The organism is Gemmobacter aquatilis (assembly GCF_900110025.1).
Lineage (GTDB): Bacteria > Pseudomonadota > Alphaproteobacteria > Rhodobacterales > Rhodobacteraceae > Gemmobacter > Gemmobacter aquatilis.
The window spans coordinates 540,368-552,891 of record NZ_FOCE01000002.1 but is presented as its reverse complement, the minus strand read 5'-3'; the positions used below and the strand labels follow the sequence as shown (position 1 = coordinate 552,891).

Genomic DNA, 12,524 nt, shown 5'->3' with positions numbered 1-12,524 from the left:
CAAGTGCAGAAACTGCAAAAGTCTTGTGTAATGATTTCAATTACTTGAGGGAATTTACCCCGGTTGTGTTACAGCGCGTGAGCGGGTAGAGTCTGCGCCACAGAAACCTGGGGATGGATGTTCCATGAGCTTGCGCGATCTGCTTCAGACGGGGTTGAAAGAGGCGATGAAGGCGAAGGCGGCGGATCGTCTTTCGACGCTGCGCCTGATCAATGCGGCCATCAAGGACCGTGAAATCGCGTTGCGGGGCGAGGGCGAGGCGGGCGAGGTGGATGAGGCCGCGATCCTGTCGATCCTGGGCCGCATGGTCAAACAGCGCCAGGAAAGCGCGCGCGCCTATGAAGAGGGCGGGCGGCTGGAACTGGCGGAGAAGGAACTCGCTGAAATTGCGGTGATTTCCGAATTCCTGCCGCGGCAGCTTGCCGGGGATGAGGTGGACGCGGCCATTGCGGCGGCGATTGCCGAGGCGGGGGCGAGCTCGATTCGTGACATGGGCAAGGTCATGGCGGTGCTGAAGGGCAAATATACCGGGCAGATGGATTTCGGTGCGGTCGGTCCGATGGTGAAAGATAAACTTGCCTGAACCTGCGGCGGGCCTGAACCTGCGGGCCGGGCCGAAAAGGGGGGGTGACATGTGTACACCCCCTGTACCGCAAAGGTGCCGCAGCCGTTGTGCCTTTTTGCGCAGGCGGCTCAGGCCGGGGGGAGGCGGGTCAGGCGGTCGGTCAGTTCGGCGGCCAGAGTGACGCGCTCCTCCTCGGCGAGGAAACTGCCGATCTCCACCTCGCGCGTGCCACCTTTCAGCGTCAGATACTGCGGCACCGGCCCGCCCTGTTCATGCCGGATGACGCGGACCCAATAGGGGTTCGCCTGCCAGTCCTGCCGCCGGCCGTGCGGGCCATGCCGGACCAGCGTGATGCGGTCGGGCCAGAGCGCCAGATCCTCGACAATCTCGCCATCGCGGTAAGACCGCTCCAACGCCCACCAGATGCCGCCGATGGTGGCAAGCAGGAAGGGCAGCAACCCCCAGAGCACCGGCGACCCCAGCACCGAAAGCAGCGGCACGGCGATCAGCACGGCGGTGCCGCCGATGAACCAGACGAAGCCGCGTCGCGGCAGCGAGCGGTAGGGCCAGAGGTGCAGCCGTGCCGTGGGGCCATCGGCGGAGGGGGGGAGCCATTCATAGGGCATGGGGCGAGGATAGCGGGGCCGGGCGGAAAGAAAAGGGGGCGCTCGCGCCCCCTCTGGGCGCTGCGCGCCCATTCACCCCCTGAGGATATTTGGAAACAGAAAATGAAGGAAATTGCGGATAGGCATGAGAGATGTGAGGTCGGCGGGCATGGCAAGGAGGGCGATATGCTGAAACGGGGGGTGCTGATCGGGGCGCTGCTGGCGGCGGGACCGGCCTGTGCGGCGCTGTCGGGGTTCTATGACAGCGGCGAGAAGATCGCGGCGATCCTGCAAAGTGCGGAGGTGGCCGAGGAACTGCGGCAGGCGCCGATCGGGGCGGTGATGAACACCGGCACCACGGCGCAGGGCCATGATGAATGGCTGGTACGGGTGCAGGATTGCGATCTGCTGGTGAGCGTGATTGCCGAAGCGCCCCCGGGGCCGGGCAAGACCACCTATCGGGTGGAGATCCTGCATCCTTGCGAGGAGTGAGGCGGCGGGTTTGCGCATAGTGGATAGTGCGGGCGAGGCGGTTCGGGCAGCCTGAGCGGGCCGACAGCGGGTGTCGGGGCGATAAGGAGATGTGACGTGACGTATGCTTTTTCCCTGACCGCAGGGCTTGCGGTGCTGTTGCTGGCGGGATGCGTTGAAACCGGCCCCGCGCCGGAGATCGTTCTTGCGCCGACGGAGATGGACAAGGCCTCGCCCGCCTATCAGGCCTGCCGGGCGGCGATTGCACGGCAGGTGGGGGTCAAGGCTTCGGATGTGGCGATCTTTGATTTCGTGATGTCGGAGGCGGGGACGCAGGTGCGCGCGACGGTCGCCGGGGCCGAGGCGCCGTGGTCTTGCCTGACCAGCAATGACGGGGTGGTGCAGCAGGTCATGTATACGGGCAGCGAAGGGGCGCTGTGACGGCGGCGGATTTGCGCGGTGCGGAGCGCGGGGCAGGTGGATCGTCCGGCGCCCCTGTTCGGGCGGAGAGGGGGCATGAGGCACTGCCCCGGCCTGACTCTGGTCGCCTTTGGGCTGGCCTTGGTGCGGCAGGGGCGAGGTTGATCTGACGGCCCCGGCGCGCTGATCTGAGTTGGTGCGGGATCATGGCAAAAGGCCCCGGGTTTCCCCGGGGCCTTTCTCGTTTCCGCTGGTGGCAGGATCAGTGCGCGTGACCCTTGTCCCAGTCTTCACGCTTCGGCAGTTGCTCGAAGGTGTGTTCCGGGGGCGGGCAGGGCAGCGTCCATTCCAGGGTGTCGGCGTATTCGTTCCAGTAGTTCTTCTCGGTGATGCGTTTGCCGAAGAACAGCGTGTAGAACACGATGCCGATGAAGAACACGAAGGAGGCGAAGGCCAGGAAGGCGCCGTAGCTGGAGATCTTGTTGAAGTAGGCAAACGCCTCCGGGTAGTCGATGTAGCGGCGCGGCATGCCCTGACGACCCAGGAAGTGCTGCGGGAAGAAGGTGAGGTTCGCGCCGATGAACATCATCCAGAAGTGCAGCTTGCCGGCCCATTCGGGGTACTGGCGGCCCGACATCTTGCCGATCCAGAAATAGATGCCCGAGAAGATGCAGAAGGCGGCGCCCAGCGACATGGTGTAGTGGAAGTGCGCCACGACATAGTAGGTGTCGTGATAGGCGCGGTCGATCCCGGCCTGCGACAGGACGATGCCGGTCACGCCGCCGATGGTGAACAGGAACAGGAAGCCGAGCGAGAACAGCATCGGCGTCTTGAACTCGATCGAGCCGCCCCACATGGTCGCGATCCACGAGAAGATCTTGATGCCGGTGGGCACCGCGATCACCATGGTGGCGGTCATGAAATAGGCCTGCTGCGTCAGCGACATGCCGACGGTGTACATGTGGTGCGCCCAGACGACGAAGCCCAGAACACCGATGCCGACCATCGCATAGACCATCGGCAGGTAACCGAAGATCGGCTTGCGCGAGAAGGTGGCGATCACCTGGCTTGCGATGCCGAAGCCCGGCACGATCACGATATACACTTCCGGGTGGCCGAAGAACCACAGGATGTGCTGATACAGGATCGGGTCACCGCCGCCCGAGGGCTGGAAGAAGGTGGTGCCGAAGTTGCGGTCGGTCAGCAGCATGGTGATGGCGCCGGCCAGAACGGGCAGCGACAGCAGGATCAGCCAGGCGGTGACGAACACCGACCAGGCGAACAGCGGCACCTTGTGCATGGTCATGCCAGGGGCGCGCATGTTCAGGAAGGTGGTGATGATGTTGATGGCGCCGAGGATCGACGAGGCACCCGACAGGTGCACCGCGAAGATCGCGAGGTCCATCGAATAGCCGCCTTCATTGGTGGAGAGCGGCGGGTAGAGCACCCAGCCCACGCCCGAGCCCATCTGGTCGTTGCCGCCCGGCGAGAACACCGAGGCCACGGCGAGCGAGGTGCCCGCGACATAGAGCCAGTAGCTGAGGTTGTTCAGCCGCGGGAAGGCCATGTCCGGCGCACCGATCTGCAGCGGCATGAAGTAGTTGCCGAAGCCGCCGAACAGCGCGGGGATGACCACGAAGAACATCATCAGGATGCCATGCGCGGTGATCGTCACGTTCCAGAGGTGCCCGTTCGGCGTGCAGGCCTGCGCTGCATCGGCGATGAAGCGGGTGCCTTCGAGGCACATGTATTGCACGCCCGGCTCCATCAGCTCGTAGCGCATGAAGACGGTGAACAGCACCGAGATCAGGCCTACGATGCCCCCGGTGAACAGATAAAGGATCCCGATGTCCTTGTGGTTCGTCGACATGAACCAGCGGGTGAAGAACCCGCGGGTGTCATGGTCGTGGCCATGAATGGCTGCGTCGGCCATTGGCACCTCCCGTTTGTTGCCTAAATAGGCGGTCGGGAAGGGAATCCCGCCGCCGGATGCGCCATTTCTAGAGCGGCGATCCAACGGCGGCAATGCAGACTTTGATCCAGATCAAAAAACCTGCAGGGTATTGCAAGTGCCCTGCGACAGCTTGTCGCAGGGGTTGGGCTTATTTCAGCGTGGCGAGGTAGGCCGCCATGTCTTCACCGCCTTTGGCGAGCTTGAAGGTCATCTTCGACTTGGCGGCCGAATCCGGGCCGAGCTGCGATTCCAGCCAGGCAGTGGGGTCGGCGACATAGGTGGCCAGCATCGCCTCGTCCCAGACAACGCCCTTGGCGCCGACGGCGAGGATCGATTCGCCATATTTGAAATCCGCCACCGAGGCGACCGGGCGACCGATCACGCCGAACAGGTTCGGGCCGGTCTTGCCGCCCTTCACCACGGCTTCGCCTGCGGCGTTGATGATCGAGTGGCAGGCTTTGCATTTCTTGAAATCGGCCTCGCCCTTGGCGGCATCACCGGCAAAGGCGGGGGCGGCAAGCGTCAGGGCGGTGAGGGCGAGAGTCGTCAGAAGTTTCATACGGGTTCCTCCAGTTGGCGAGCGGTCGCTAGCGCCCCGAGAGTTCCCGGGGACCGGCCTGATTTCAAGAGGGACGTAAGTGCAGACTCCCCGTCTTGCCATGAGGCAGGGTGTCGCGCCTTGCCGGTTGCCGCAGGGCGGCGATCAGGTCGGGCAGGCGGTGCCGAGGCGGGCCATGGCGGGATCGAAACAGCGGATCAGCGCGGCATCGAGATCGGCCAGCGTGACGGGCAGGCCCAGATCGACAAGGCTGGTCACTCCATGGTCGCGGATACCGCAGGGGACGATGCCGGAAAAATGGCCCAGATCCGGTTCGACATTGATCGAGATGCCGTGAAAGCTGACCCAGCGGCGCAGCTTGATGCCGATGGCGGCGATCTTGTCCTCGCGCACCGATCCGTCGGGGGCCAGCCCCTTGTCGGGGCGCTGCACCCAGACGCCGACGCGGCCGGGGCGGATTTCGCCCTTCACGTTGAATTCGGCCAGCGTGTCGATCACCCAGTTTTCCAGCGCGCGCACGAAGCAGCGCACATCCTGCCCGCGTTTCGACACATCGAGCATGACATAGACCACGCGCTGCCCCGGCCCGTGATAGGTATATTGCCCGCCGCGCCCCACGGGAAAGACCGGGAACCGATCAGGATCGACCAGATCTTCGGCCCGCGCCGAGGTGCCTGCGGTATAGAGCGGCGGATGTTCCAGCAGCCAGATCGCCTCGGGCGCCTCGCCCCGGGAAATGGCGGTGGCGCGGGCCTCCATCGCGGCGAGGGTTTCGGCATAGGGGCTGAGGCCCGGCAGGTGGCTCCATTCGACCATGGCGCGTGCTCCGCTTGAAAAACTTGCTGCGGATTTGGGGGGGCGTGCTAGGCTTGACCCATTGATCCAGTTTCTTTGGAAGGAGTCTTGCGATGAAAGTCAGGGGGGTTGCAACCACTGTCGTCGTGGCGGCGCTGGCCTTGGGTCATGCCGAACCTGTGCGGGCGGATATGGGCGATGCGATTGCGGGGGCCATTGTCGGCGGGCTGATCGGCGGGGCGATCGTGAAAGACCAGCAGAAGCGCAAGGCGCAGCAGAAGACCTACGTCGCGCCGAAGAAGCCCACGATGTCCAGCGCGCAGCGCGAGCAGAACCGCGAGGTGCAGACGGCGCTGAATCATTTCGGTTTTCCGGTGGGGGCACCGGACGGGGTGCTGGGGTCGAAAAGCCGGGGGGCGATTTCATCCTATCAGGCGATGCTGGGCTATCCGCCCAGCGGGCAGCTGACGGATTACGAGCGCACGATCCTGGTGACGGCCTATCACCGCGCCGTGGCGGGCGGGCCGCAGGTGATGCAGGTTGCGGGCACGCATCCGATGGGGATGAAGGGGCTGCTGCTGGTGCAGCGTGACGAGATGGCGGGGATTCCGTCGCAACAGGGCAATCTGGCGGTGACCTCTGCCGGGGCGGCGGTGGGCGCTGCTGTGGGGGCGGCGCCTGCGGCGCTGCCCGCGCTGGTGGCGGAACCTGCGCCGGTCGCGCCGCCCGCCGCGCCGCAACTGCCGTCTTTCGGCGGGGCGACCTTGGTGTCGCTGAGTTCGCATTGCAATCAGGTCGCGCTGAAAACCTCGGCCAATGGCGGCTTTGCGACGCTGGCGACGCTGAGCGACCCGGCGCAGGCACTGTCGGAGCAGTTCTGTCTGAGCCGGGCCGTGGCGATCCAGCAGGGCGAGACGCTGACGCAGGGGCTGGCCGGGGTGACGCCGCAGCAGATTGCCGAACAGTGCAAGGCCTTCGGGCCGGTGCTGAAAGAGCATGTCAATGCGGTGTCGCTGAAACCCGCGACCGAGGTGATCCCGGGCGTGTCGGGGTTCATCGCGGTGTCGGGGCAATCGCCGGCGCAGCTTTCGGGCACGTCGAAGATCTGCCTTGGGGCGGGTTATGCGATGGATGACATGGATGTGGCGTTGGGGTCGGCGCTGGTGCTGACGGCGTTGGGCGAGGCGGGCTATGCCGAACTGGCCGGGCACCATCTTGCCGAAGGGATCGGCGCCACGCGGCGCCCGGATCTGGCGCAGGGCTGGTACGAGATGGCGCTGGGATCGGGGGCGCCCGCGCTGGCCGGATCGGCGCCGGAGCGGGGCGAGATGATCCGCAAGGCGGTGTTCCAGTTGAACGGGCGCAGCGAGGCCCCGGCAGCGGCCCTGCCGGTGCTGGTGGCGCCTGTGCCTGCGCCCGCACCTGTGCCGGTGATCGAGGCCGCCGTGCCGGTGGCACCCGCGCCACAATCTGTGCCAGTGGCAACTGCGCCACAATCTGTGCCAGTGGCGCCCGTGCCGCAGCCTGTGCCGGTGACCGAGGCTGCGGTGCAGCCTTCGGGCGGGATCACCGCCGGGCAGGCGGTGTCCTTCGCCACGGCGCTGCCGCGGCTGGTGCTGGGGAATTGAGACGGGAGCAGGGGCGCTGCGGCGCCCCGCCTGCCGGTGCCGGGGCGGGGGAAGCCTGGGCGGGGGAAAATTTTTGCGGCCCGGCGAAATCCCCCTTTTCTTCCCGGGAACGCTTCGCTAAACAGCGGCCACCAAGCCAATCTATGCGGATGTGGCGGAATTGGTAGACGCGCAGCGTTGAGGTCGCTGTGGGGTAACACCCGTGAAGGTTCGAGTCCTTTCATCCGCACCATTCCTTCGGGAATACGCAAAGAGCGCCGGGCCGAAAGGCTCCGGCGCTCTTGCCGTTTGGGGGGCCGTGCGGGTGGGCCGGGCTGTACCGCAATGTCGTAATTTGCCCGGTCGGGGCATGGGGCGGGGCTGTGTCGGTATGCCGTGGCACACCGGCCATGCGCCGCGTGTCGGCCCGTGCGGGTTGGCGCGTGGCTGCGGCGCGTGGCGTCTTGCGGGGGTGGGCGCTTTCCTGACAGTTGATTCTTTTTATCTGGTGCGGGGTGCCCAATATCCCTGCGCAAACAAGTGGCACCGCCCCATTTCTGGGCGAGTCGCTGTCAGGAAAGGGGAAAGATCCGTCGCAAATGTCGATTTCTGGACTGAATGCGACGGCTGCGGCGGGGCGGATCTGCGGGAAATGCCTGAACAAACGCCGTTCAGAACCGCTCAAGTGTCGTTTTATTCCCCGTTTTGTGGCGCGCAAGCCGTGAGAGTAAGGGCGAAGAAAAGGCCGTTGCAATGCGGCATGGCTTCCGCTTAAGTCAATTCAAAGAGAACGTGCAGGAAAACCTGCCGCTACATGGGGAGAACGGGGTGGCCACAGAGACCCGCGCGAACGACTTTGTCGTTTTTGACCATGTTCAGAAAAGTTACGATGGCGTTTCGCTGGTCGTGAAGGATCTGAACCTTACCATTGCGAAAGGCGAATTCCTGACGATGCTCGGGCCGTCCGGCTCTGGCAAGACAACCTGCCTGATGATGCTGGCGGGGTTCGAGACCGCGACCAACGGCGAAATCCGGCTGGACGGGCGCAACATCAACCTCGTGCCGCCGCACAAGCGCGGCATCGGCATGGTGTTCCAGAACTACGCGCTGTTCCCGCATATGACGGTGGGGGAAAACCTGTCCTTCCCGCTGGAAGTGCGCGGCATGGGCAAGGACGAGCGCGAAGCCAAGGTGAAGCGGGCGCTGGACATGGTTCAGATGTATTCCTTCATCAACCGCCGCCCGGCGCAGCTTTCGGGCGGCCAGCAGCAGCGGATCGCGCTTGCCCGGGCGCTGGTGTTCGACCCGTCACTGGTGCTGATGGACGAGCCGCTGGGCGCGCTGGACAAGCAGTTGCGCGAACACATGCAGTTCGAGATCAAGCACCTGCATGAAAGTCTGGGCATCACGGTCGTCTATGTGACCCATGACCAGGGCGAGGCGCTGACGATGAGCGACCGCGTGGCGGTGTTCAACGATGGCAAGATCCAGCAGCTTGCGCCGCCCGCCGATCTGTATGAACGCCCCGAAAACAGCTTCGTTGCGCAGTTCATCGGCGAGAACAACAAGCTGCCCGGCGTGATCGAGGAGCTTTCGGAAGGCAAGGCGCTGGTGCGGCTGGCCACGGGCGAGCTGATCGACGCGACCCCGGTGAACGTGACGGCCAAGGGGCAGAAGACCCTCGTCTCGATCCGCCCGGAACGGGTGGAGTTCAAGCCCGAGATGATGCCGCCCGGTGCCCATATGATCGGCGCCGAGGTGATCGAGGTGATCTATATGGGCGACATCCTGCGCGCCCGGCTGAAGGTCGCGGGGTCGGATGATTTCGTGATGAAGATGCGCAACACGCTGGGCCAGACCAAGCTGAGCCCGGGCGAAACCATCAGGATCGGCTGGCATCCGCAGGACGCCCGCGCGCTGGAACCGATGTAAGATTGCGGGCGGGGCTGCCACGCCCTGCCCGGACAAGCCGTAAGGACGCGGCGCAAAGACAAGTCCAACAACCTGGGAGCCAAATATGAAAAAAATTCTGACCCTTTCCACCGCCCTGACGGCGGTCGCCTTTGCCGCGCAGGCCGATGTGACCGTGATGTCCTGGGGCGGCGCCTATTCGCAGAGCCAGCTCGAAGCCTATGCCAAGCCCTATACCGCGCAGACCGGCGTGAAGGTGAACATGGTGGACGCCGACAACCCGGCGACCCCGGTGAAGGCCATGGTCGAAGCCAGCAACGTCACCGTTGACGTGGCCGACGTGGAATATGCCGATGCGATCCGTCTGTGCGACGAAGGGATGCTGGAAACGATCGACCCGGCGATGCTGCCCGCCGCCCCCGATGGCACCCCGGCCACCGAAGACTTCCTGCCGGGCGCGCTGACCGATTGCGCGGTTTCGACCATCGTGTTCTCGACCGTCTTCGCCTATGACACCTCCAAATTCCCGGAAGGCCCGAAGTCGATTGCCGATTTCTTCGATCTGGAGAAATTCCCGGGCAAGCGCGCGATGCGCAAGGGCGCCAAGGCCAACCTCGAAATGGCGCTGATGGCAGATGGCGTGCCGGCGGCGGATGTCTATGCGACGCTGGAAACCCCGGAAGGGCTGGACCGCGCTTTCGCGATGCTGGACAAGATCAAGAAGGACACCATCTGGTGGGAAGCCGGCGCGCAGCCGCCGCAACTGCTTGCCGATGGCGAAGTGGCGATGACCACCGCCTATAACGGCCGGATCTTTGCCGCCGCCGTGGCCGAGAACAAGCCGTTCCAGGTGGTCTGGGATGGCCAGGTTCTGGAATACGATCTGTTCGTGATCCCGAAGGGCGCCCCGAACCTGGAAGAAGCCAAGAAATTCGTGGCTTTCGCGACCGACACCCAGCGCCTTGCCGATCAGGCCAAGTGGATCTCTTACGGCCCGGCGCGCAAATCCTCGGGTCCGCTGGTCGGCCTGTATCAGGATGGCAAGACCGAGATGGGGCCGCATATGCCGACCTCGGCTGAAAACCTGACCAATGCGCTGCCCTCGTCCTACGAGTTCTGGGTGGACCGCGATTCCGAGCTGAACGAGCGTTTCAACGCCTGGCTCGCCGCCAACTGATGGCCCCCTGCGGGCCGGGATCGCTCCCGGCCCGCGCTTCCTGCCGCAGATCCTGCCGCGCTTCAGCCTTGCACAAGGACTGACGATGACTGACGTTCCCCCGCTTTTGACCACTGCCGATGGCCGCCCGCTGAAAGCGGCGCTGGCATCCGCACAAGGCCGTGCCCGGCGCAAGGCCTTTTACCTTGTGGCGCCGCTGCTGCTGTTCGTGGTGTTCAGCTTCATCCTGCCCATCGGGCAGATGCTGCACCGATCCATCTATCACGACGGTTTTTCCAGCACCGCGCCCAATCTGTCGGCCTGGTTTGCCGCCAATCCCTCGGGCACCGAGCCTGATGAGGCGGCCTTTGCCGCGCTGGCCGCCGATCTGGCCGAAATGAAGAAGAACAAGACCGCAGGCGAGGCGGCAACGCGGATCAACTACACCGTGTCGGCCACGCGCTCGCTGTTCACCGCGACCGCGCGCAAAGCCGACAAGCTGCAGCCGCCGTTCAAGGAGGCCCTGCTGGCCGAGGATGCCAAATGGGGCGAGCCGGTGATCTGGCAGGCGATGCGCGCCGCGTCGAACCCCTATACCACCGATTTCTATCTGATCGCCACCGACCGCGCCCGTGGCGCCGATGGCGGCATCGAACAGGTGCCGGAAAACGAGCGGATCTATCTGTGGCTGTTCGGCAAGACCTTCATCCTGTCGGGGCTGATCACCTTCATCTGCCTGATCCTCGCCTTCCCGATCGCCCATCTGCTGGCGACGCTGCCGATGGCGAAATCGAACCTGCTGATGATCCTGGTGCTGCTGCCGTTCTGGACATCGCTTCTGGTGCGCACCACCTCGTGGATCGTGCTGTTGCAGGGGCAGGGGGTGGTGAACAACATCCTCGTGTCGCTGGGGATGATCGGCGAGGATGGGCGGATCACCATGATCTACAACCAGACCGGCACGATCATCGTGATGACGCATATCCTGCTGCCCTTCATGGTGCTGCCGCTCTATTCGGTGATGCGCACGATCAAGCCGAGCTATGCCCGTGCCGCGCGCAGCCTTGGCGCCACGAGCTGGACCACCTTCCGCCGGATCTATCTGCCGCAAACCCTGCCGGGGATCGGCGCGGGCGCCCTGCTCGTCTTCATCCTGGCCGTCGGCTACTACATCACCCCGGCGCTGGTCGGTGGGGCGGACGGGCAGCTGATCTCGAACCTGATCCAGTTCCACATGAGCAAATCCAACTGGTCGCTGGCTGCCGCGCTGTCGGGGATGCTGCTGGTGGGGGTTCTGCTGCTCTACTGGCTCTATGACCGGCTTGTCGGCATCGACAAACTGAAACTGGGCTGAGGCGCGACCGCGCCTTTCCCCTTTCATCTTGGCCCAAATATCCTGGGGGTGTGGGGGCAAGGCCCCCACCGACCTCTCAGTCAGGAGACCCGAGCGATGGCTCTTCCCGTCTATGCCGATCCGCTGGAGCGCGTCTGGTATTACACCTATCACGCGATCTGTGTGGCGATCTTCGTCTTCCTGATCGCGCCGATCCTGATCGTGATGCCACTCAGCTTCAACGCCGAGCCCTATTTCACCTTCACCACGAAGATGCTGACCTTCGATCCCAGCGGCTATTCGCTGCGCTGGTATGACCTGCTGCTGACCTTCGGCATGGTTGCCCCCGATGCCGCGCGGGATTCGAGCTGGTGGGCCGATGTCTGGCAGAATGCAACCTGGGTGCGGGCTGCGAAGAATTCGGTGATCATCGGCTTCTGGTCCACCATTCTGGCGACCTCGCTGGGCACGCTGGCGGCGCTGGGGCTGGCGCGCCCCGAGATGCCGTATCGCCGTCTGATCATGGCGGTTCTGATCTCGCCGATGATCGTGCCGATCATCATCATCGCCACCGGGCTGTTCTTCTTCTATTCCAGCCCCTGCGGCATCGTGGGGATGGATTGCGGGCGGCTGACCTCCACCTATACCGGCGTCGTGATGGCCCATGCCACGCTGGGGATCCCCTTCGTGATCATCACCGTCACCGCGACGCTGATCGGGTTCGACCAGTCGTTGAGCCGGGCTGCGGCCAGCCTTGGGGCCTCGCCCAGCCGGACCTTCTTCAAGGTGGTGCTGCCGCTGATCCTGCCGGGTGTTGTGTCGGGCGCGCTGTTCGCCTTCGTCACCTCGTTCGACGAAGTGGTGGCCGTGCTGTTCATCGCCGGCCCCGAGCAGCAGACCATTCCGCGCCAGATGTGGAACGGGATCCGCGAACAGATCTCGCCGGCGATCCTGTCGGTGGCAACGATCCTCGTGCTGATCTCAATCGCACTGCTGGCCACGGTGGAATTGCTGCGCCGCCGCTCGGAGCGGATCCGGGGGGTGACACCGCAATAAGCGGGGTCACTTTGATGTCCTGAAAAAGCCGGGGGCCGAAAGGCCCCCGGCTTTTTCAGGACTGGGAGCACAGGCGGAGCCTGTGCGCGGGG

Annotated in this window: 12 protein-coding genes and 1 tRNA gene; 9 read left to right on the top strand and 4 right to left on the bottom strand. The window is 64.5% G+C overall.

Features of this window, described 5'->3' with window-relative positions:
• The first annotated feature begins 124 nt into the window (after positions 1 to 124).
• On the top strand, positions 125 to 583 hold the full coding sequence (locus BMX43_RS06450) for a GatB/YqeY domain-containing protein (protein ID WP_091298706.1): 459 nt from the start codon (positions 125 to 127) through the stop codon (positions 581 to 583).
• A gap of 110 nt (positions 584 to 693) precedes the next feature.
• Here the strand turns inward: BMX43_RS06450 and BMX43_RS06445 are convergent, their stop codons facing one another.
• On the bottom strand, positions 694 to 1,191 hold the full coding sequence (locus BMX43_RS06445; protein ID WP_091298703.1) for a DUF2244 domain-containing protein: 498 nt from the start codon (positions 1,189 to 1,191) through the stop codon (positions 694 to 696).
• Between the two features lie 165 nt (positions 1,192 to 1,356).
• On the opposite strand from BMX43_RS06445, the gene BMX43_RS06440 reads away from it, so the two are divergent.
• Positions 1,357 to 1,662 carry a hypothetical protein gene (locus tag BMX43_RS06440; protein ID WP_139201540.1) on the top strand — a complete coding sequence of 102 codons (306 nt, stop codon included), beginning with the start codon at positions 1,357 to 1,359 and terminating at the stop codon, positions 1,660 to 1,662.
• 96 nt (positions 1,663 to 1,758) lie between these two features.
• Positions 1,759 to 2,082: a hypothetical protein gene (locus BMX43_RS06435; protein ID WP_139201539.1), complete on the top strand. Its 324-nt coding sequence runs from the start codon at positions 1,759 to 1,761 to the stop codon at positions 2,080 to 2,082.
• 241 nt (positions 2,083 to 2,323) lie between these two features.
• Here the strand turns inward: BMX43_RS06435 and BMX43_RS06430 are convergent, their stop codons facing one another.
• The 3 genes from BMX43_RS06430 to lipB all read right to left on the bottom strand — a co-directional run bounded on the left by BMX43_RS06430 (position 2,324) and on the right by lipB (position 5,390).
• Positions 2,324 to 3,994, bottom strand: coding sequence for a cytochrome c oxidase subunit I (locus BMX43_RS06430; protein WP_091298695.1), 1,671 nt, complete (start codon positions 3,992 to 3,994; stop codon positions 2,324 to 2,326).
• Between the two features lie 169 nt (positions 3,995 to 4,163).
• Positions 4,164 to 4,574, bottom strand: coding sequence for a c-type cytochrome (locus BMX43_RS06425; RefSeq protein ID WP_091298692.1), 411 nt, complete (start codon positions 4,572 to 4,574; stop codon positions 4,164 to 4,166).
• Positions 4,575 to 4,718: 144 nt separating this feature from the next.
• The gene (gene lipB, locus BMX43_RS06420) at positions 4,719 to 5,390 is read right to left on the bottom strand and encodes a lipoyl(octanoyl) transferase LipB (protein ID WP_091298690.1); all 672 of its coding nucleotides are present in this window, start codon (positions 5,388 to 5,390) and stop codon (positions 4,719 to 4,721) included.
• Between the two features lie 92 nt (positions 5,391 to 5,482).
• Between lipB and BMX43_RS06415 the strand changes: the two genes are divergently transcribed.
• The 6 genes from BMX43_RS06415 to BMX43_RS06390 all read left to right on the top strand — a co-directional run bounded on the left by BMX43_RS06415 (position 5,483) and on the right by BMX43_RS06390 (position 12,432).
• Entirely contained in the window at positions 5,483 to 6,997 is a 1,515-nt protein-coding gene (locus tag BMX43_RS06415) for a peptidoglycan-binding domain-containing protein (RefSeq protein WP_091298686.1), read from the top strand.
• Positions 6,998 to 7,142: 145 nt separating this feature from the next.
• Positions 7,143 to 7,229 (top strand) — tRNA-Leu (locus BMX43_RS06410).
• 575 nt (positions 7,230 to 7,804) lie between these two features.
• Positions 7,805 to 8,908 carry an ABC transporter ATP-binding protein gene (locus BMX43_RS06405; protein ID WP_091299139.1) on the top strand — a complete coding sequence of 368 codons (1,104 nt, stop codon included), beginning with the start codon at positions 7,805 to 7,807 and terminating at the stop codon, positions 8,906 to 8,908.
• Between the two features lie 85 nt (positions 8,909 to 8,993).
• Positions 8,994 to 10,064: an ABC transporter substrate-binding protein gene (locus tag BMX43_RS06400; protein WP_091298681.1), complete on the top strand. Its 1,071-nt coding sequence runs from the start codon at positions 8,994 to 8,996 to the stop codon at positions 10,062 to 10,064.
• Between the two features lie 85 nt (positions 10,065 to 10,149).
• Positions 10,150 to 11,397 carry an ABC transporter permease gene (locus BMX43_RS06395; RefSeq protein ID WP_091298678.1) on the top strand — a complete coding sequence of 416 codons (1,248 nt, stop codon included), beginning with the start codon at positions 10,150 to 10,152 and terminating at the stop codon, positions 11,395 to 11,397.
• Between the two features lie 96 nt (positions 11,398 to 11,493).
• Positions 11,494 to 12,432, top strand: a complete 939-nt coding sequence (locus tag BMX43_RS06390; RefSeq protein ID WP_091298675.1) for an ABC transporter permease — start codon at positions 11,494 to 11,496, stop codon at positions 12,430 to 12,432.
• The last annotated feature ends 92 nt before the right edge of the window (positions 12,433 to 12,524 follow it).

What these genes read in the sequence shown, in the direction of transcription:
- BMX43_RS06450 (WP_091298706.1), top strand. Translation starts at nt 125, where the DNA reads ATGAGCTTGCGCGATCTGCTTCAGACGGGGTTGAAAGAGGCGATGAAG.
- BMX43_RS06445 (WP_091298703.1), bottom strand. Translation starts at nt 1,191, where the DNA reads ATGCCCTATGAATGGCTCCCCCCCTCCGCCGATGGCCCCACGGCACGG.
- BMX43_RS06440 (WP_139201540.1), top strand. Translation starts at nt 1,357, where the DNA reads ATGCTGAAACGGGGGGTGCTGATCGGGGCGCTGCTGGCGGCGGGACCG.
- BMX43_RS06430 (WP_091298695.1), bottom strand. Translation starts at nt 3,994, where the DNA reads ATGGCCGACGCAGCCATTCATGGCCACGACCATGACACCCGCGGGTTC.
- BMX43_RS06425 (WP_091298692.1), bottom strand. Translation starts at nt 4,574, where the DNA reads ATGAAACTTCTGACGACTCTCGCCCTCACCGCCCTGACGCTTGCCGCC.
- lipB (WP_091298690.1), bottom strand. Translation starts at nt 5,390, where the DNA reads ATGGTCGAATGGAGCCACCTGCCGGGCCTCAGCCCCTATGCCGAAACC.
- BMX43_RS06415 (WP_091298686.1), top strand. Translation starts at nt 5,483, where the DNA reads ATGAAAGTCAGGGGGGTTGCAACCACTGTCGTCGTGGCGGCGCTGGCC.
- BMX43_RS06400 (WP_091298681.1), top strand. Translation starts at nt 8,994, where the DNA reads ATGAAAAAAATTCTGACCCTTTCCACCGCCCTGACGGCGGTCGCCTTT.
- BMX43_RS06395 (WP_091298678.1), top strand. Translation starts at nt 10,150, where the DNA reads ATGACTGACGTTCCCCCGCTTTTGACCACTGCCGATGGCCGCCCGCTG.
- BMX43_RS06390 (WP_091298675.1), top strand. Translation starts at nt 11,494, where the DNA reads ATGGCTCTTCCCGTCTATGCCGATCCGCTGGAGCGCGTCTGGTATTAC.